This is a genomic window from Ureibacillus chungkukjangi, from assembly GCF_003217295.1.
GTDB lineage: Bacteria > Bacillota > Bacilli > Bacillales_A > Planococcaceae > Ureibacillus > Ureibacillus chungkukjangi.
The window spans coordinates 20,896-42,113 of the sequence record NZ_QJTJ01000022.1 but is presented as its reverse complement, the minus strand read 5'-3'; the positions used below and the strand labels follow the sequence as shown (position 1 = coordinate 42,113).

Annotated in this window: 18 protein-coding genes; all 18 read right to left on the bottom strand. The window is 36.5% G+C overall.

Going from position 1 to position 21,218, the window contains the following annotated elements; genetic code table 11:
• Positions 1-77: 77 nt before the first annotated feature.
• The 18 genes from hpt to glmU all read right to left on the bottom strand — a co-directional run bounded on the left by hpt (position 78) and on the right by glmU (position 21,162).
• Positions 78-620, bottom strand: coding sequence for a hypoxanthine phosphoribosyltransferase (gene hpt / locus BJ095_RS14030; protein ID WP_107936336.1), 543 nt, complete (start codon positions 618-620; stop codon positions 78-80).
• A 193-nt stretch (positions 621-813) separates the two neighbouring features.
• Positions 814-2,241, bottom strand: coding sequence for a tRNA lysidine(34) synthetase TilS (gene tilS / locus BJ095_RS14025; RefSeq protein WP_107936334.1), 1,428 nt, complete (start codon positions 2,239-2,241; stop codon positions 814-816).
• Between the two features lie 48 nt (positions 2,242-2,289).
• The gene (locus BJ095_RS14020; protein WP_107936332.1) at positions 2,290-4,674 is read right to left on the bottom strand and encodes a SpoIIE family protein phosphatase; all 2,385 of its coding nucleotides are present in this window, start codon (positions 4,672-4,674) and stop codon (positions 2,290-2,292) included.
• A 665-nt stretch (positions 4,675-5,339) separates the two neighbouring features.
• Complete coding sequence (locus BJ095_RS14015) at positions 5,340-5,771, bottom strand: S1 domain-containing RNA-binding protein (protein ID WP_107936330.1); 432 nt, start codon at positions 5,769-5,771, stop codon at positions 5,340-5,342.
• 198 nt (positions 5,772-5,969) lie between these two features.
• Positions 5,970-6,386, bottom strand: a complete 417-nt coding sequence (locus BJ095_RS14010; protein WP_107936328.1) for an FtsB family cell division protein — start codon at positions 6,384-6,386, stop codon at positions 5,970-5,972.
• Positions 6,387-6,430: 44 nt separating this feature from the next.
• Positions 6,431-6,928, bottom strand: a complete 498-nt coding sequence (yabQ, locus tag BJ095_RS14005) for a spore cortex biosynthesis protein YabQ (protein WP_107936325.1) — start codon at positions 6,926-6,928, stop codon at positions 6,431-6,433.
• Positions 6,925-7,224, bottom strand: a complete 300-nt coding sequence (yabP, locus tag BJ095_RS14000; RefSeq protein ID WP_036197841.1) for a sporulation protein YabP — start codon at positions 7,222-7,224, stop codon at positions 6,925-6,927. The genes yabQ and yabP overlap by 4 nt, the downstream gene beginning before the upstream one ends.
• A 144-nt stretch (positions 7,225-7,368) precedes the next feature.
• Positions 7,369-7,659, bottom strand: a complete 291-nt coding sequence (locus BJ095_RS13995) for an RNA-binding S4 domain-containing protein (protein ID WP_107936322.1) — start codon at positions 7,657-7,659, stop codon at positions 7,369-7,371.
• A 3-nt stretch (positions 7,660-7,662) separates the two neighbouring features.
• A complete protein-coding gene (gene yabN, locus BJ095_RS13990; protein ID WP_107936320.1) occupies positions 7,663-9,135 on the bottom strand; it encodes a bifunctional methyltransferase/pyrophosphohydrolase YabN in 1,473 nt (490 codons plus the stop codon).
• Between the two features lie 8 nt (positions 9,136-9,143).
• Entirely contained in the window at positions 9,144-10,748 is a 1,605-nt protein-coding gene (locus BJ095_RS13985) for a putative polysaccharide biosynthesis protein (protein WP_107936361.1), read from the bottom strand.
• A gap of 239 nt (positions 10,749-10,987) precedes the next feature.
• Positions 10,988-11,524 carry a stage V sporulation protein T gene (gene spoVT, locus BJ095_RS13980; protein WP_107936318.1) on the bottom strand — a complete coding sequence of 179 codons (537 nt, stop codon included), beginning with the start codon at positions 11,522-11,524 and terminating at the stop codon, positions 10,988-10,990.
• A gap of 157 nt (positions 11,525-11,681) precedes the next feature.
• Positions 11,682-15,194 (bottom strand): transcription-repair coupling factor, encoded by a 3,513-nt coding sequence (gene mfd / locus BJ095_RS13975; protein ID WP_107936316.1) that lies wholly within the window; start codon positions 15,192-15,194, stop codon positions 11,682-11,684.
• A 187-nt stretch (positions 15,195-15,381) separates the two neighbouring features.
• Complete coding sequence (locus BJ095_RS13970) at positions 15,382-15,609, bottom strand: anti-sigma-F factor Fin (protein WP_107936314.1); 228 nt, start codon at positions 15,607-15,609, stop codon at positions 15,382-15,384.
• Between the two features lie 74 nt (positions 15,610-15,683).
• A complete protein-coding gene (gene pth / locus BJ095_RS13965; RefSeq protein WP_107936312.1) occupies positions 15,684-16,247 on the bottom strand; it encodes an aminoacyl-tRNA hydrolase in 564 nt (187 codons plus the stop codon).
• Positions 16,248-16,494: 247 nt separating this feature from the next.
• Positions 16,495-17,124, bottom strand: coding sequence for a 50S ribosomal protein L25/general stress protein Ctc (locus tag BJ095_RS13960; protein ID WP_107936310.1), 630 nt, complete (start codon positions 17,122-17,124; stop codon positions 16,495-16,497).
• 171 nt (positions 17,125-17,295) lie between these two features.
• A complete protein-coding gene (locus BJ095_RS13955) occupies positions 17,296-18,546 on the bottom strand; it encodes a sensor histidine kinase (protein WP_193768066.1) in 1,251 nt (416 codons plus the stop codon).
• Between the two features lie 266 nt (positions 18,547-18,812).
• Entirely contained in the window at positions 18,813-19,772 is a 960-nt protein-coding gene (locus BJ095_RS13950) for a ribose-phosphate diphosphokinase (RefSeq protein ID WP_107936306.1), read from the bottom strand.
• Positions 19,773-19,797: 25 nt separating this feature from the next.
• Positions 19,798-21,162, bottom strand: a complete 1,365-nt coding sequence (gene glmU / locus BJ095_RS13945; protein WP_107936304.1) for a bifunctional UDP-N-acetylglucosamine diphosphorylase/glucosamine-1-phosphate N-acetyltransferase GlmU — start codon at positions 21,160-21,162, stop codon at positions 19,798-19,800.
• Positions 21,163-21,218 lie beyond the last annotated feature (56 nt).

The following is a 21,218-nucleotide window of genomic DNA, read 5'->3' as shown; positions in this document are numbered from 1 at the left end:
TTTTTTCATACAACGAAAAGCACCGGTAAAATTCACAATTTACAATTTTTGTTGAAAAGTGTACAAAAATTCAAATTTTAAAATGAATATACCTCTTTCTTCAAGATGCCGATGTACGGTAAGTTACGATATTTTTCTGCGTAATCTAATCCATATCCAACTACAAATCCATCTGGTACTTCAAAACCAACGATATCTGCTTTTAGATCCACTTTACGGCCAGATGGCTTATCTAAAAGTGTGACAATTTTAATGGTTTTGGCTTTACGATACTTAAACAAATCTACTAAATAGCTTAATGTTAAGCCACTGTCGATAATGTCTTCGATAATGATGACATCGCGACCTTCAACACTTGTATTTAAGTCTTTTAAAATTTTTACTTCCCCAGATGATACTGTCGCATTTCCATAGCTAGATACATCCATAAAGTCGATTTCAATGTATGATTCAAAACGCTTCATTAAATCTGTCATAAAAGGGACAGCACCTTTTAAAACTCCAATTGCTAGTGGGAACTGATCTTTGTACTCTTCTGTTAGTTGAGCTCCTAGTCCAGCTATTCTTTCTTGAATTTGTTCTTCTGTTAATAGAATTTTTTCAATGTCATTTTGAATCATGGTGGTTCCTCCTTGAATTTTCAAACACCTAAAATACTCATTAAATTAATTTAAAACCCTTTTAAAATGTGTTCAATTGTAAAAAAAAATAATCGTTTTTTCTATACTTTGTAGAAAAAATAAAATCTCAAAGCTCTACGCAGAAAGAATATGCGCCAACTCTACAAAACATATCATTACCATTTATAATAACTTATTTTAATAATGAATCGTTACTATTTTCCCTTGCAATTATTAGAACCCTGTCATCACTATCCCTTTTATTCGTGGAAAGTGCTTTGTTTACCCGAAGGCCTATTGCAGCCATCACTTGATTTTTGGCATCAACAAGGATGGGCCAAAAATCTCGTTCTTCTACCGGAATTTTTTCATCAATAAACAATCTGGACAGCCTTTTAGGGTCATCCATTCCTTTTAATGAAATACGGTCTCCACTAATTCTAGTCCGAATAGTAAATGGAGCAGTAAACAATGCTGAATCGAAGTAATATCTACTTATTTCCTGTCCCAATGCGTGTACAACACTTGAGGCTTCTCCTATGTATAATCGAATGCCATTATGCAGTTGCATCCACTCATCCAACAACATATGTTGAGTAGGTAGGTTCTTAGATTTTGAATCAGATAAACATTCAAACTTCACTTCTTCATAATTTCGTTTTGCAATGAAATTTTCTGGTAAATGAAGACTCGCACTCCCATGTACAGTTCCACATAAACTTAAAATCGAGGAAATAAGTGTATGACTTTGGTTAATATTGAAACAATTGTAAAGATAGTTTAATAGTATTAAAATGATTCTCCTTTGTAAAGCAACTGGTTCTTTTTGAAACAAGGGAATTTTAAGTGTATATGACCGTTTTCCATTTTTTATGACAATGTTAGGAAAACGTTCTAAAGCGAATGCTTTTAATAAGTCATCATCCTGCTGTAAATTTTCTGCAAAATTTACTGCGTGGGAGGAAATATTATTATTTTCGCTTTTTAGTAAGGGGACAATATGGTGACGAAAACGATTCCGTGTGTAATCATCCTTCTCATTACTAGCATCTTCTCGGTATTGACCTCCTCCACCTTCTAGATATTCCCTTATTTCATCTTTTGTAACCGTTAAAAAGGGGCGAATAATTGAACCATTAGAAAATTTTCTCTTTGCATATATGCCTTTCATGCCACTAATGGTCCCAGCCTTAGTTAAAGCCATTAGAATAGATTCCAGTTGATCATCTGCGTGGTGTGCAGTTACCAGCTTGTCAATGTGGTTTTTTTCCATCAATTCTTCAAAATAAGCGTAGCGCTCTCTTCGACAAAGGGCTTGCGAGTTTCCTCCTTCTTCACGAAGCAATTGAGGGATGGGAATAGAGGTACTAAAAACAGGGATATTATGTTGGTGACAAAACTGTTCGACAAATTCTCGATCTTCTAGAGATGTCGTTCCTCTTAACATATGGTCCACATGGGCAACAAATAATCTAATTTCAAAATTATGTTGGAACTTCTTAAAAAAGTGGATTAGACCCATCGAATCTATTCCACCAGAACAAGCAATGAGAAGACGGTCGCCTTTTTCTACTAGTTGTTGTTCAGAAATATACTTTTGCACTTTCAATTCAAATGACACATCTTCTCACCTCAGATAAATCAATAATTACTAATCATTAATAAATTTTTATTTACTCACAGGACTAAATACAGCCCATTTAGGTACAACGTGATTAACTGTGAACATAATAACTGTACAATCATCATCTACTGGGTAAATCTCTCCAAATTGCTCCATTACATCATATAAGATAACTTCAATAGGCAAATCATTTTGAATACGTGCCTTTAAGAGTTTTACTAAGTGGCTCTCTTGTTCTTCCCAATCAAATTCACTTGAAAAGACGCCATCTGACACCATGACAACAAAATCATCTGCAAGTAAATTTACTTTTTCTGTTTCAATAGAAAACACCGGCATAAACCCTACAGGAGCAGCAGCCCCATCTACCTTCAATAGCTTCTCCCCACGTAATATATATGTGGACATACTTCCAGCCTTCCACGACCAAAGAGTACCCTTTTGCAGATCAACTAAAGCAAAATCTATAGTTGCATACATGTCTACTTCTCGGTTTAGAGACATAACATAGTGTAAAGTATGCATAGCTGTTTCTGGATTCATATTGTAGCTTAAGCATTCTCTCATTAAACGTACTAAACGGCGACTTTCACGCTGGGCCTCTCTACTTTGCCCCATTCCATCGGATAGCATAACCGCAACAAGACCGGGATGGATATGGTAAATAGCATGTGTGTCTCCTGAAACCCAGGCTGAATTTTTGGCTCTACTATATATATCATACTCTATTTCATAACGAACTGCCGATCTAAAGCGTATTTGCACATGAGCAAATGGATTTTTTTGGTCTGAAATCTTCTCCACCTGAAACGGTTCAGCAAATACATCATATAAAATCGGAAGAACGATTCGTTCACAAAGCGCATATTGGTCCTCATGAGTCCGATTTTTTTGTGCAAAGGAGCAAATCACAACTCTTTCACCTATTGTGTTATTTAAAACATCAATTTGAAAGCATTGTACTTGTGCTCTTTTGAATTGCTGTTCTAATTCTTCCTCTATTGTTTTAAAAGAAAGAGTTTCATCTCTCATATCCTCCATTAATTTATTTAAATGGTTACTTAAATCCCGCAGCTGAAGAGCTATCATTTTTTTTCCGTGATAGAATTGCCCGTTCATTTTGTCAGTATAGAGCTGGTGATCTAACTCTTCTAGTAGTCTTGTTGACTTTACGCAATGGGCTTTAATGCGTTTTTCGGCTCTGATTTGCTCAGATTCCTTGACACCTGCCCTTGCAACAAACCAATCCTCGATGATGGGCTCCATCGTATTTTTTGCACCCCAACAGCTATCATATCGAAAACAACTTAGACAGGTCGCACATGGTTCCACTGTCCTTGCTTCGTTTACGTTTTCTGAGGATGTAAAGCGATCGAAAACTAGCTCTTTCATAAATAATACGAAATTTTGGAAGGACTCAAGCTTCTCTGTTGTATGTTCTGTCAACCATTGTTGCCGCTGAATTAGGATTTCATCTCGTTTTGGATGAATTGCATCGTAAAGGAAGCTAAGCATACTTTTTGGTAATGCAAAGAAAACGATTCCAGCAATAGCAATTGACACAAAATACACAGTATCTAACGGAAGGGTTGCATCATAAAAGAAGAAGAAGGCACTTGGAACTACACTTCCGATTACAACCCCAAAACGTCCAACCTTACTAAACAATCCTGCAACAACCCCTGTCATTGCATATACCGAGATCATTCCCGTAAAAGATAATTTCGCTATTCCTACTAAAGCACCGACAATAGTAGCTACCATTGCAGCGATTGGTACGCCTCCTGTTATGGCTGCAATACAAATTGCTAAATGCAGCAAAAACGGGTATAACCCGAAATACGAAACTACTACAGATTGTACACCCGTTAATACCATTGCTAAAATAACAAGTCCAGCTCCGACCCGCTCATAGCTCCAACCAGCAGCCCAAAATCGGTGAGGTTGAACTAAAAAAAGATTCACAAAAATCGTCATTAAAAATGCAAGAATCACTTCATAGTATATATATAGCTGGACGATTAATGGCGGTATATCTAGGTATTGAATCCCCTGCCAGATAAATTGCCCAAAAAAGATTGATAAACTCACCGAAATTCCCATTGGTAGCTTCCAAAACCTAAATCGGGTAATGAGTTCATATAATACAAGCTGTAGACCTAATATAAATGCTTGTCCTAGGCTTAAAGTCAGAGCCCCTATTAGCCCCCCCACTACTACAGCCCACTTCTCATTTTCATATCTTTGTTTGACAATTGCCCAAAGAGGTAACAGAAACGGAACGGCCGCTTCAAACATTACTGCTCTTGAGAGAAACAACGCCAACAATAAAAAGAAAATGTGGATGAGGAAACTACTTTTCTTAAGAGAGAAGCTTTTAAAGAAAGATAGCCCCGACGTCTTTTCATTGATCATTTCAATATTTGCCATTTTTTACATCTCCCTTGATAGATAGTGTTAGCGATTATTATATAAAAGAGATTGCGTAAAATTTGTCTAGTAGTGAAATGATAGGATTAAAATCGTTCGACTTAATGTTTGATAAGACAACAATTAGAGATACGTGTCGGAAATCTGAAGAAATTTTAGAGAGAGTACTTTATATCAAGGGTTTTGAAGCATAAACTGGAGTTATATATTAAATAGTTTAAATTTCGGAGGCAATTTTCAATGTTAAATAGCTTTAGCTTTCTTGCAGTTTTATGTTCAACTGGCTCGATTTTAGTCGTTTTAGGTATCATTTTAAAAATCCCTACAATTTGGCAGCTAGTGATGCTGATTGTTGTCTAACCCTTTGTGGAATAGGTATTTTTAGAGTTGCCAGAATTCTTTTGAGCGAAAAAGGGAGATAGATGGCAAATCATTTAGAGATGGTTAGTGGGGTAAATGAGTTAATGGTGGTTCATTTTCTTGTTGAAATGCATTTGAAGCCAAGATTGAGCATACATACATTTCAATTCTAAATTTCACTCGAAAAAGCACCGTTCTAACATATGGTTTCTTCCCCCAACAAAAAAGACTGTTTTGTGAATTGGATTCACAACACAGTCTTTTATCTATATAACACTTTTTCTACGCTTAAAACAGACAGCAAACTACCCTCTTCTTGCTCCACGGCCACCGCGTTTTGACTCAGTTGCACGTTTTAACGTTGAAAGACGTTCGTCACTATCTTTTAGGAATCGTGCCATTTTTTGCTCAAAGTTTTCTTTTGGTTGACGATCATTGTTTCTATCATTAGATCGATTGTTATCGCGACGAGGACGCTGTGGACGTTCAGGTCTTTCTGGTTGAGGCTTTGCTTTACGGATTGATAAACCGATTTTACCGTCCGCTTCAACATTCATCACTTTAACTTCAACAACATCTCCAACTTTAAGATGCTCGTTGATGTCTTTGACATAGTTGTCTGCAACTTCACTAATGTGAACTAGGCCCGTTTTGCCATCTGGCAGCTCAACGAATGCTCCGAAATTTGTGATTCCTGTTACTTTACCTTGTACTTTGCTGCCTACTTCAATTGACATAAAAAAAATGCTCCTCCTTAAAATTTAAGCGGCTATATAAGCCAGTAGTCAAATTTAGTGTAACATGAAAATTGATTCACGTTTATTCTTTATTATAGCCAACAAAAAAAGAGTGTCAACAAGACAACTCTTTTTCTATCACCTGAAAACCACTTTTTGTATTGAAAAGAAGCGATTATTCGTCGCTTTTATATGGTATTAATTGGAATTTTTATCAGACTTTTCGGTCTTTTCCTCTTCACCTGGAATTGTAAAAATTATTTCCCCATCGTCTGATAAAAAATATTCTTTACGTGCTAATTTTGCAATATAATCATCGTCTTCAAGTTTTGCTATTTGTAAGCTCAACATATCTTGTTGTTCTTTTGCTTCATCTAGCTTTGTCATAACTACTTCTTTTTGCTGTTGTTTTTCAGCAAGTCGCTTATTTTGTGAAAAAGTCGTACTTATTAACAACACTAGGATTACCGAAGCTAGCAAACCGAAAGCTAGCAATCTTCTTCGAATACGCACTTTTTGTTTCTTGGAATACTGTGTCTTGTTATCAGTTGATCGGACGTAGTCATTTTCAAGCGTTCGAACGTTATTAGATTGTCGTTTTTGACGCTTTGACATATCCGCCACCTCCAAAAGTCTGTATATTCTATTATACTTCTATTTCAACGTTTTTTAAAGAAAGTCCTTCTAATTTTAGCATAAAATTTTTGTATATGCTTTTTTAGGAATTTATTATATATTTTGCGGAACGGTAGTAGTATTATCAAAATAATACGTATAACCAGTCTAATAGTATGGAAAATAATATTTTTAATTAATTTTATAATAGCGATAATAGGCTTAATTATAAGGAGAACAAAGACTCGTCCAATAAAACGGAAGTACCGCTGAAACACAGATTCATATAAGAATATCCCTAAAATTTGCGCTAACGGGTCAACTAAACGCCATTCTCCACCTTTTATAGTAAATAAAATATAAAATGTTAGGGCACCTAAAAGTGCCCAAACAATAAGCTCTACTCCATATCCCATTCTTTTTAAGATTGATTTTTGACTTAAAGCGCTCAGGGAAAACCTTGTACAATCTATAATTGCCCCAATAATTAAACCGCTAAGCGCCATGATCAATATACTTACAACCTGTTCATTTATGGTCATCCAAATAATTTATGGAGGAAGCCTTTTGATAACCCACTATCTTCATCATCGTATTGTACTAGTTTCACATTTCCTTCTAATGTTAATAGCCCTTTATCGACGTCTAAATGAACAATACGTAATTCCTCACCACGGATTAGTAAATGGCCTTGAGCAGTTCTAATATAAAATTCTTCTTGGTCAAAACGCTCAATTTCCTTTACAGAAGTCATGTCCATTCTTTTTCGATTGCGCACAGTCACAAGATGGTCACCAGATGTCATAGTGTAACGATTACTTTCTTGATGTAGCGTCATATCGTTCCTCCTTCACTTGTTTGTGTTTGTTCTGTTCACTTTATGCAGAAACTAAAAGAAGCATGACAACTTTTTCGTTATCATGCTCTAGAAATTTAATATTTTTTATTCTCATAAATTCTTTTCAATTATAAGTTCTAATCTCTATTCCTCATCATCAATAAACTGAGGTTCTATTTTATCAAGCTTTTCCTCTTTTAGTATCGTGAACATTTTCATTGCGTCTTCTTTACGTACATTTTCTCGAAGATCTTCTACGCGAGCTGTTACAACCTTCTGTCCAAAACGAATAGCTAGCTCGTCACCTACTTTTACAGCAGACCCAGCCTTCGCTACTTTTCCATTAATCGTAATCCTTCCTTGATCTGCTACTTCCTTTGCTAATGTACGTCTTTTGATCAATCTTGAGACTTTTAGAAATTTATCGATTCGCATTAGTTAGTTCTCCTTTTTTTCTAAAACTTTTGCTTCATTCCAAAATGCATCTAATTGGTTCAATGTAAAGCTACTAAAGCTTTGGCCACTTTCCTTCACCTTCTGCTCTACGAAGCTAAATCTGCGAGCAAACTTTTCGTTGGCATGAATCATCGCTTCATCGGGAGAGATTTTATAGAAACGAGCAATATTAACAAGAGTGAAAAGCACATCCCCAAACTCATCCAGGCGAGTAGAAGAGTCCCCTTTTGTTACTTCTTCCTTAAACTCATTCCATTCCTCTAGGAACTTCTCCCAGGCTCCATCCTCGTTCGGCCAGTCAAAGCCTACAGAAGCCGCCTTCTTTTGGTAATTAAAGGAGGTTTGAAGAGAAGAAGTGGCACGATATTCTCCTTTTAGAAGGGAGCCTGCATTTTCTGTTTCCCCTTTTTCTTGCTTTTTAATTGCATCCCAATTTGCTATAACTTCATCGGCGTCTTCAACTGCTACATCACCGAAGACATGCGGATGTCTACGAATCATTTTCTCACTAACAGATGCTAACACTTCTTCTAGATTGAAGTAACCATTGTCTTCACCGATTTGTGCATGTAAGAAGACTTGCAGTAGTACATCCCCCAGTTCCTCTACCATACCAAAATCATCTTCTGCATCAATGGCTGCCAAAAATTCATGCGCCTCTTCCAGCAAGTATTTTTTTAAGCTTTCATGAGTCTGCTTTTGATCCCATGGGCAACCATTTGGACCGCGTAAAGTTGCTATAATACGTCTAAACGTAGTCCAGTCACGTAATGCATCCAAGTCATTTTCCACTGGCGGTACATAGATTGTTGTTAAATTATTTATTGCCATTGATTGGTCCAACTCATATAAAGGAACTGTCGTTAAGCTTTCTAAAGAGGAGCCTGCTGCAGTTACAATAGTTACTGGGTAATCATCACGATACTTTTCCATTAAGGAAAGCTTTACCTCAGAGGCACTAAAAGCATCATATACTTGAGCGATAAGTAAATGTCCACGCATATTAATATCATGGATAGAAAAACTCGTACCATCTACCAATTGGAAGCCATCAATCGGATCTATTTTAAGGGCACCAAAAATTGGATCTAAGAAGCTTTGCCCCCCCTCAATTTTCAAATCGATTTTGCCTTCTTTTTCTGCTTCTATTAAAAGCTGAACCGTTTGCTCTGCAACTAATGGATGTCCTGGAACTGCATACATTACAGGCTCTATCTGTGCAACTTCTACTAACCTTGCTGTAATTTCTTCGTAAACCGGCTGGAATGTACCATGTTTTTCATAAACAGCATCAAAGCTTTCAAAGACAATCCCCTCCTCCTGCAGCTCATTAATAACAGGGTGATCCATTGTCCGAACATAAATTTTCTGCGCAGATTTCAATTTTTTATATACGCCCATTTGTAGCTGACTTAACTCCGCCGCTCCAAGGCCAATAACTGTTAATTTGTGCATATGCCCACCTACTTCTTTTTATTTAGTAATAGCTGAAAAGCAGCCATTTTACGTCCAAAAGGAACTAAAAACCATTCTTTCTCTGCTAATAGTCTTGATTTTGCAACGATTGTTAAATATACAAAAGCACCTATTCCTATTAAACAGCCGCCCATGATAACGGCCGCAATTCGTCCAGAAAATGAACCGAGTGCAATATGTAGAATCGTGTCTATGACAAATACCGAAAAAATCATACTTCCACTGGCAATTCCTAGTTTTATGTAGAACTCTCTTTTTGCTAATTTAACCTTTAACACCCGTTTTAAATAAATCATTAGTAATCCCGCACAGATATACAGACCAATATTACTAGCAATCGCAGCCCCTAATACATCTAAATTAGGAATAAATAAATGATTCCCAATCAATTTTAAAATGATAGCACCAAATAGAATTATTGCTGGTAATTTTAGTTTATTCATCCCTTGAAGTATGGCTGTAAAAGTTAATATGATAGATAACGGAATAATTTGAAGCACATAAACCATTAACACTGATGACAAACTATTCGTTTCAAACAGCATTTCATTTACATAGGGCATTACGATGACTAATCCAATCGATGCCGCAACACCTAAAAGCAACGAAACGCGATAGGTCAATTGAATAAATGGAGTTGCACCACGACCCTCTTTTTTCTTTGACTGATAGGCTACTAAAGGAACAATGGCAAGGGAAAGCGAAGAAGCTATAATAACGCCTAATTGTACGAGAGGTTGACCTCTATCATAGATTCCTTTCATATTCATAGCATCTATTTCTGCAATTCCATTGTCCCGTAAAATCGAAAATACTGTAAAGGAATCAATTAGCTGAAAGCAGAGAAGTAATAAGCTACTCATACTAACACTTAGGCTCAAAATCGTAACTTCTTTTATAATTGGCCATTTTCGTTCCTTAGTTTTGAGTTTCCCAGGTATTAATCTTATTTTTCTTGAGAAGTAAAGAAGTAAAATAATACCCGCAATTTCTCCAATAACTGTTCCAAAAACTGCCGCATTTCCCGCTGCATATAATGACTTCGAGGTTGTCATAATAAAGATTGCACCTATTAGAATAATCCCGACTCGAACAATCTGTTCAATCACTTGGGCATATGCGACTGGCGTCATTTCACCCTTTGCCTGAAAGCTGCCCTTCATTAATGCTAATAGTGGCATAAACAACGTCACAAAAGAGCCTGTCTGCAAAAGGGGCGCAAGCTGAGCATCCCCCATTATATGTGATAGAAAATCTGCTCCAAAAAATAATATGCAAAAGAAAAGAACAGATAAGATCGTTAAATAGTGAAAAATTGTACGGGTTATTAAATTTTCTCTTCCCTCTGGATTCGTGGTCATCTTGGCATCTGCCAACATTTTAGAAATTGCGACAGCAAAGCCACCTGACGTCCAAACGACAAACAATGAAATAAACGGATACACTTGCTGGTATATATAAAAGCCTTGGTCTCCTACTAAATTTTGAAAGGGTACTCGATATACTGCGCTTAATACTTTCACAACTAAAGCAGCCATCGTTAAAAGGAGTGCACCTTTCATATACTCTTTCATCCCAAAATTATCTGCCATTTTCATCCTATCCTCCATAACAATGCCAATAGTATATCACGAAATAAAGAGGCGCTCGACTGCCAGATAAGGTTATTGTACCCGAATATGTACTCGGATTTACGCACAGTTATAAAACATAACTCGACCAGAATAGATCGAGTTGCTGTCTTTTCTTATGCGGATTTCCTTTAGAACTTATACTTTTCTACCCACTAAAAAACGTCCCCATATAAAAATAGAGACGCTTTTGTCTAGATTTAGTTTTCCATTTGTTTTGCTAGGAAGTTTGCTGCTGTTTCGGCTGCTTTTGATTCAACTTCACTAATGACATGAACCTTCGAAACTAGATATACTGCACCAATTGCATCACCATTTGTAACAATTGGAGCTACACAGTAAGATTTCACTTGTTCAAACTGTCCTGGTACAAGCTCGATTGTCGTTTCGTTTTTTTCCAAAATGACAGAGCGTTGTTTCATGAAATCTTCGGCAAATACTGATAATCGTCGGTTTGTATATTCTTTCTTCGACAAACCGGCAATAGCAATCATTTCATCTCGGTCACTGATTAAAGCAGGTGTACCGACAGTTTCATATAAAGATTCAACATACTCTTTTGCAAATTCACCTAAGTCATTTATTGGTGAGTATTTTTTTAGAATAACTTCACCTTCACGGTCTGTGTAAATCTCCAATGGATCTCCTTCACGAATACGCATCGTTCTACGAATTTCCTTTGGAATAACAACGCGACCTAAATCGTCGATACGACGGACAATTCCTGTTGCTTTCATCTTTGCTGCCTCTCTTTCAGAATCAATTTTTCATCTACATAGATAGTATGGTTAAGAATTGGACAATGTATGCAGAAAGTGTATGAAGAGGTTTAAATTCTAAAGTCGGGCAACAAAAATTTTTAACATTATAGGAATATCATATATTGAAAAATACCTACTGTTTTTTAGCTTTTGCTACAATTTCAGCCAATTGTTCTAACACCTCAAAAGGAGGGATCTTGCCACATTTTTTTTCGTCGATTGTTAGTGTTAACTTCGCTCCGTCCATCACGAACCCAACTGCTCTCTCAAATTTCATGGACTCCGTCACAACAACACTACCATCCACTTTAGCAGTACCTTCTTCTGATAAATAAAGGGAAATAACCTTTTGCTTTTCTTTTATGGCCGTGATACCAGCTTCTAGTGCCCACACTTTAATTCGTGCAATCCGTAGTAGTTTTTCTGTTTCAACTGGTACATCACCAAATCGGTCCACTAATTCGTCCCAAATTTCATCAAAGTCCTCCACACGCTCCATGGATTTAATCCGTTTATACATTTGAATTTTTTGATAGCCATCTGGTATATAAGCATCCGGAATATAGGCATCTGCCTGAAGAATAATTTCGACGTCTGGCTTTTCCTCTTTTACGACGCCTGTACGACGCTCTTCAATGGCTTCCTCAAGCATTTGTGAGTAGAGGTCAAACCCAACAGAGTCAATAAAGCCATGCTGCTGTGCTCCTAATAGATTACCTGCACCACGAATCGATAAATCTCGCATAGCGATTTTAAATCCTGAACCAAGCTCTGTAAATTCTTTGATGGTTTGCAGTCTTTGCTCTGCCACATCTGTTAATACTTTATCTCTTTGATACATGAAATACGCATATGCAATACGGTTTGAACGACCTACACGACCTCTTAGCTGGTAAAGCTGGGATAAGCCCATTCGATCAGCATCGTGAACAATCAATGTGTTTACATTTGGAATATCAACACCGGTTTCTATAATGGTTGTCGTAACAAGGACATCATATTCCCCATCTAAAAAGTTCAAAATAATTGATTCTAATTGAGATTCAGTCATCTTCCCATGCGCATATCCGACACGTGCATCAGGGACAAGCATTTGAATTTCTTCCACTTTTCTTGTCATATCCTCTACGCGATTATAGAGATAAAAAGTTTGTCCACCACGAGCCATTTCTCTTTCAATTGCTTCACGCACCAACGCTCCGTTGTATTCCATTACATAGGTTTGTACCGGGAAACGGTTTTGTGGCGGTGTTTCAATAACTGATAAATCCCTTACTCCAACCATCGACATATGTAACGTACGAGGAATTGGTGTAGCAGTTAAAGTTAAGACATCTACGTTTGTTTTCAATTGTTTAATTTTTTCTTTATGTGTTACGCCAAATCGTTGCTCTTCATCAACAATCAGTAAGCCTAAATCACGGAAAATCAGGTCCTTGGACAAAATTCGATGTGTCCCAATGACAATATCAACTGTTCCTTCTTTTAACCCTTTAATGGTCTCTGCTTGTTGTTTCTTTGTACGGAAACGACTTAATAAGCCAACATTTATGGGGAAGCCTTCAAAACGCTCTTGAATTGTTTCGAAATGCTGTTGAGCTAAGATCGTTGTTGGCACAAGAAAGGCAACTTGCTTTCCATCCATAATTGCCTTAAAGGCAGCGCGGATAGCGACTTCTGTTTTCCCATAACCAACATCTCCACATACAAGGCGATCCATTGGACGTTCCCGTTCCATATCATGTTTTACTTCTATTATAGAACGTAGCTGATCCTCTGTTGCTTCATATGGGAAGGCATCCTCAAAGGTACGTTGTTCATCTGTATCAGGAGAGAAGGCATATCCTTTCTCTGCCTCACGTTTTGCATAGAGCTTAATCAAATCATCTGCTATATCATTGATAGCTGACGATACCTTAGCCTTAGCCTTTTTCCATTCTGCCCCGCCAAGCTTATGTAGCTTTGGTTCTTTTCCTTCTGAGGCAACATATTTTTGAATCAAATCAATTTGCTCAACTGGAACAAATAATTTATCATCCGCTCGGTATTTAATATGCAGGTAGTCTTTATGATTACCATTCACCTCTAGTGTTTCAATACCGATATATTTTCCTATCCCATGATGGATATGTACAACATAATCCCCAGGGTTAATCTCTGTATAACTTTTAATGCGTTCAGCATTGGACATTTTTTGTGGTCGTCGATTTTTCCTTTTTGGCTGTTGCTTAAATAATTCGTCATCTGTCACAACTGCTATTCGCTGTAAGGGTAGTTCAAAGCCTGAAGCTAGTTGCCCATCCACAATATAGATACCAGCATCATTTGGCGTTCCTATTAAACTATGGATTCCATACTCCTCTAGCATACTTTGGAGTTTTTTAACTCTTTCTTTACCATCAGCAATAAAGAGAACCGTAAAATTCTCTTGCATCCATCGCTCAATTTCGTTTTGTAATAGAGATATTTGACCATGGAATTGCTGCATTGGTTTACAAGAAATATTCGTTGTCTTTTTAAATTGAATGCCTGAAAAAGTTCGTGCAAATAGAGCAAAATAAATTTTTCGCTGCTCTATCATAGAATTGATTTCCTTAAATGTGAAAGAGGATTTCACATCATGGACGATTTTCCCTTCTTCTATCAACGAAACAAACCAGTCCTCTTCTTCTCGCTCCCATGCATCCATTACCTCTTGAATTCGACCAAGTTCATCGAATAAGACGATACCGTCCTTATCAAAATAGTCACCTAGGTAAGACAATTCTTCATATAAAAGAGAACCATATTTAGTAACATGGTCTGGAATACTTCCTTGTCTTAATAGCTCTATATCATGCTTAATATTTTGATATAGAATTTCCTGGGTTTCCTGCTTCTTTAATTTCTTTAGGCTTTTGCTAAGGGACGCTTCAAGTCTTTCTGCTAATTGTAAGCGTTGGTCCTTTGTTAACAGTATTTCTGCAGCCGGTAATATTTCGATCGCATCTAATTTTTCGATGGAGCGTTGGTCATCAGCTGAAAATGTACGAATGGAATCGATTTCAGTATCAAATAGCTCAATTCGAATAGGTGACTCTGCATAGGGTGGGTAAATATCGAGAATTCCCCCACGTAACGCAAACTCACCAGGTGTTGTCACCATTTGACTCCGTGTATAGCCCATTGTCACTAAGTGAAGCAACCAATCTTCAATATCAATATCTTTTCCTACCGACGCTTTCAGGAAATAACCTTTCCATTGCTCCGGTGCTGTCATCATTTTGCGCATTCCAGCAATCGGAATCACATAGATAGCCCGCTCTTTTTTTGCTAAATGATCTAATGTAGCAATACGTGCCGCTTTTAGCTCAGGTGAGGCAATTGTCATATCAGCTGCTATAAATTCATCGGCAGGATAATAATGAACTGCATCTTCTCCTACTAGAGAGGACAAATCATCTACTAATTTTTGGGCCTGTAGAAGATTCGGTGACAAAATATAAAGAGGCTTTTTAATATCCTCAAATATTGTTTGAATAAATGCTGGTCGTGCACTTCCTGTTAAACCTGTAATAAGCTGTGAATTATAATTCTTCTCACCAATTTGTTGGATGAACGTGTTTATATGTTTATCTTGAGAGAATAGTTGATGAATAACATTCATTCATAAACCCCCTTCCATAATCTCTATTTATGTAAATAGTCTTGATTTATATGAATTTTTTATCTTTTATTTTTTAATAGAAGCAATTGGAAAAAGTGGGTGACTTTTTTTGTAAGTCGCCCACTCTCTCGCACCATGACTTACGTGCGTAGATTGCATTGTAATTGTTGGCTATACAATGATTATATTATTGAAGCCACTTTTTGAGTGCATAATAATCAGGAAATTGTCTTAATGAATCTTCGCAATGCTCACAGATACAATGCACGGTTGTATCACCACGATCATTCTTTTCAATATAATCGTCAACCTCTCCAACCTCAAACAAATGCAATTTTCGAATTGTGTCATCCGCATCAAATGGTAATGTCCCAATTTCCGTCTCACAATGTCGGCAACGATACTTAACAGGCATTATAATCGCCTCCCCCTCGAGTATGTAAAGCAATAGCTTTGTAATACTCAAAGTATTGACCTAATTTTGCCTATTTATGCACCATTAAATTCGGACATTACGTCTAAGAATTTTTTTGATAAAGATACTTCCACTGCTGAAACTGTTTTATCAATCGCTTGGTCAATTGCTGAATCATCTTCTTTTGTAAATTTTGCAAGTACGTAATCTGCCACCTTCATACCCGCAGGAGGGCGGCTAATCCCTACTCGAATTCGGTTAAACTCCTGAGTGCCTAAATGCTGGATCAATGATTTGATTCCGTTATGACCACCAGCACTTCCCTTTTGACGCAGACGTAGTTTCCCTGTATCTAAATCTAAATCGTCATAGATCACAATAATATCCTCAATATCGATATCAAAGTAATCCATTAACGGGCGAACAGATTCACCTGATAAATTCATATATGTTAAAGGTTTTAACAAAATTACTTTTCCTTCTGGTCGGTGAACAGTTGCATACATTCCGTTAAATTTCATTTGGTTTAATGGGGCGTCCCATTTTTTAGCTAATGCATCTATACATTCAAAGCCTATATTGTGGCGTGTATGTTCATATTGTTTCCCTGGATTTCCTAATCCAATTATTAATTTCATGAATACTCATCCTTTTTTTCCACTAATCGTAAATATTTTAACATAGGCTTTATTGAAAGAGAAAAAACAAGACTACTTATGTACTTATTACTTCATAAAAATGGAAAACCCTCTATATTAGTTAAATAAAAATAAAAAACAGCAAGGCGTAAGATTTTACTTACACCTTTATGGGGGAGCTGTTAATTTACTATTCCCTTATAAAAAATAAAAATGTATGAGCAGTTGACTCATACATTTTGCAAAATTAGCTTTCTGATTCTGGAGCTTCTGTTGCTTTGATATCTTGGTTTTCCGTATCACCTTGTCCAGCAGTATCATCGTTCACGACAACTGGTGGCGTGACAGAAACAAGCGTATCCTCATCTGCATTTAGGATTTCAAATGGAACCGTACTTCTTATTTCAGCTACTGAAATAGATTCATTCATTCCAACATTGGAAGCATCCACTTCAATTGACTCTGGAATATTTGACGGTTTAACCTTGATTTTCAGTTCTCGAATAGGCTGCATTAGTACGCCGCCTTCTTTTACCCCAGATGCCTCACCAATTACCATAACTGGTACATCTACCTCTAATTCCTCAGCCATATTAATAGATAGTAAATCCACATGTTTAACGGTACCTTTTAGTGCACATCTTTGTATATCTGTTAAAACCGCATTGATTTGATTGCCTTCCAAATCAATTTTAAATACACCCGCGCTTCCAAACTTTTGAACAGCTTTCGCCATTTCTTTATAATCAAGTGTTACTGGTTTGTTAGCCACTTTATAGCCATAAATAACTCCAGGTAGCTGTCCTTCATGACGAAGTTTTGTTAAAGTAGAATGTGCTCCCGTTTCTCTTGGTTTCGCTTCTAAAATAATATCCATATACAAACTCCTCTCAAAGTTATGTCCAATTTCAGTATTCCTTTATTTATGGAATCCTAAACTTTTCTAGCACATAAATTTGACTTAGAGATAACATATTCTATGGATTTCTTGAAGCATTTTAAAAACAATCAAGTTATTTTACTTCCTACAACCTGTGGATTAGCTACTTTAGTATATTTGGGGTAATAGTATGATAAATTCTGTTCCCTTATCCTTTTCACTAATCACTTCTATCTTCCCCTTAAAAGATTGGATGATTTGGAAACTTACCATCATTCCTAAGCCTGTCCCAGTTTCCTTTAACGAATAATACGGATATCCTAGCCTATCTATTTGTTCTTTTGTCATACCAACACCTTCATCTTTAATGCTAATCCTTATATATCCGTTGTTAGTAGAAGTATATGTAATCAACACAATTCCACCATTTGGCATAGACTCTATTGCATTTTTTAAGATATTAATCAAAGACTGGTGTAATCTTTGCGAATTAGCATAAATCCAACTCTCTCCCGGGATTTCGGTTTTAATCTCAACGTTATGATTCATACCATAGCTTTGGATGATTTTCACAACACGCTGTAACTGATTACCTACTTCGATTCTCTCATTTATATCGGTGGTTGGTTTTCCAAATGCTAAAAAGTCACTAATAATTTCATTTGCTCGGTCTAATTCTTCTATGGATATTTGTATATATTCCTTTTTTTCCTTAGGCAAATCAGGTTCGTTAAGAAGCTCCAGAAACCCTCGAGTAACCTGCATCGGATTTCTAATTTCATGTGCAAAAACACTTGTTAACTCGCTTATAACCCTTACTTTCTCAGCGTTTTGCAATTCTTTTCGAATCTGGTTAATCTCAAAAATAGTTTCATATAACACAATAAAGAACCAAGTAACTAACCCGCCCATTATAAGTTGAATAATCTGTACTATACCATTCTCTAGAGTAAAACCTCTTAGAATATTGAAAACGATAAACCCAACAATACAGTAGAAAAGGGAAAGACCAACTGCAATTCTCACCCTTTTTTGTTTTTCAGACCTTATAAAGTATTTTTGAAAAAACCAGATTACCGGCAGGGATAATAACAAAACTAGAACGGTATTATAAAACCCTATACTAATTCCAAAATATAATCGATAAACTATTATAAGTGCTGAAAGGAATAAGGAAGACCAGATTCCTCCATATAAGCTCATCAATAATAGTGGAATAATTCTTAAATCCAACCGTGCATTTTCACCTAAGCTCACCGGGAAAGACATGCAAAATAAGATCGATATTCCCCATAAAACCGTCATTATAATATTTTGTTTTTTATATCCCTTAACCTTTTCACTGATAAAGGTAAAGTAAATAAATATGGGTACAATCATAAGCATTAGCTGTAGCAAAAAATCCTTTATAATATTCATTTTTGTTACCTTTCTTACTCCTATAAAATTCACTACCATTTAAGACGAATGTAGTATAAGCATTTTCACTATGCTTATTTCTATTTCTTACGGACTTTTTGATTGGATATTATACTTTAATATATCTAATCTACTATATTCCCTTTCAACAGTGTAGCTTTCTATCCGAAATTCACTTCAGCTTTTTAAAAACTATTTTATAATCCCACCATAAAATGTAACAAAAAAAAGACAGAGCAAGGTTCGCCCTGTCTTCAATACTCGAATTAATCGAATAATGTACTTACTGATTTGTTTTCGTATACACGAGAAATTGCTTCTGCCATTAAGTTTGCTACTGAAAGTTGTTTAACCTTAGGTGATATTTTTTCTTCAGAAAGCTGGATTGTGTTTGTTACTACTAGTTCTTTAATAGCCGAGTTTTCAATACGCTCAATTGCTGGACCTGAAAGTACTGGGTGTGAACAGCAAGCATAAACTTCCTTCGCACCGGATTCAATCAATGCATTTGCACCAATTGTAATTGTTCCTGCAGTATCAATGATATCATCGATTAAGATACAAATTTTACCTTCGATATTCCCTACGATATTCATAACTTCAGCCACATTTGGTTTTGGACGACGTTTATCGATAATGGCAATCGGTGCTTTTAAGCGTTCTGCCATTTTACGAGCACGTGTAACCCCACCATGGTCAGGAGATACAATTACTACATCTTCTGGATTGAAGTTTTTCGTTTTAAAGTAGTCAGATAAGATTGGAACCGCTACTAGATGGTCGATTAAGATATCAAAGAAACCTTGGATTTGTGGAGCATGTAAGTCTAATACAATTACTCGGTCTGCCCCAGCAGTTTCTAATAAGTTTGCAACTAATTTCGCTGTGATTGGCTCACGAGCTTTTGCTTTACGATCTTGACGTGCATAACCGTAGTACGGCATTACAACATTAATTGTACGAGCAGAAGCACGTTTAACAGCATCAATCATGATTAATAATTCCATTAAATGTTCATTAACAGGAGCAGAGGTAGATTGAACGATAAATACGTCACAACCACGGATACTTTCTTCGATGCTAATTTGAACTTCTCCATCACTGAAATGTTTTACAGATGATTTACCAAGTTCTACTCCCATTTGTTCTGCAATTTCCTGTGCTAATGGGTAGTTAGAATTTAAAGAAAAGATTTTTAATTTTGTGTCAGCATATTGATACGGCATGATGGCCTCCTAATAGTTTTACAAATTATTTTAACTTCTTCGCGTAATCCAGTTTATTCTCTTGTCTTGAACGTGCAATTCCTAATGCATCTGCTGGAACTTCTTTTGTAATCGTTGAACCAGCTGCTATAAATGATCCGGCACCTAACTTAACTGGTGCTACTAGATTTGAGTTACATCCTACAAAAACATCATCTTCAATAATTGTTTTAAATTTATTTTTGCCATCATAATTCACTGTAATAGATCCACAGCCAACATTTACATTACTTCCTACCTCGGCATCGCCAATATAGCTCAAGTGTGAAACTTTTGTATCATCACCTAGAGTACTCTTCTTCACTTCAACGAAATTACCGATTTTCACATGATTTCCTAATTGTGACTCAGGACGTAAATGAGCGAATGGACCAACAGCTGTATCTTCTCCTATAGAACTATCAGTTACAACAGAATTTGATACCGTAGTACGATCGCCGACTCTACTATTTACAATGTTAGAATTTGGTCCTATAATACAGTCTTCACCAATTACCGTATGGCCTTCAATAATCGTTCCTGGTTTAATAACCGTATCACGACCAATTTGTGCATCGGCACTAATGTGAGTAGACATTGGGTTAATAATTGTTACACCATTTCTCATATGCTTTTCATTAATACGAGCACGCATTAATTCTTCAGCTTGCGCTAAGGCAACACGATCATTTACTCCTAGTGTTTCATCGAAATTCGCACATGTATAAGCTGAAACAATTTCACCTTGTTTTTGTAAAATTTCAATCACATCTGGTAAATAGTATTCACCCTGTGCGTTTTCATTGTTAACTAGTTTTAACGCCTCAAATAATGCTTTGTTATCAAAGCAATATGTGCCCGTGTTAATTTCTGTAACTAACTGCTGTTCTGGTGTAGCATCTTTTTGCTCCACGATTTGTGATACTTGACCATTTTCGTCACGAAGCACTCGACCATATCCTGTTGGATTGCCGGCTACAGCTGTTAGAATGGTTGCTTTTGCTTTTTGATTATTGTGGTGTTCATATAACGCTTTCATTGTTTCCGGTTGAATCAATGGTGTATCACCACATACTACTAGTGTTGTTCCCTCAAGAGAACTTAAAATGCTTTCTGCTTGAATTACTGCATGTGCAGTTCCAAGTTGTTCTTGTTGAATTACATACTCGCTTTTTTCACCAAGCTGATCTTTTACTTTTTCAGCTCCATGTCCAACAACAGTTACAATTCGGCTTACATCCAGTGTTTGAATGTTCTCGACAACATGTTCTACCATTGGCTTCCCACATACAGGATGGAGCACCTTATATAATTTGGACTTCATGCGAGTTCCTTGACCAGCAGCCAAAATGACCGCAAAAATGTTCGTCATGATCTTTGAGTCCCCCAATTTCGCTTATATTCTCTTATGACTATATAGTAAATTCA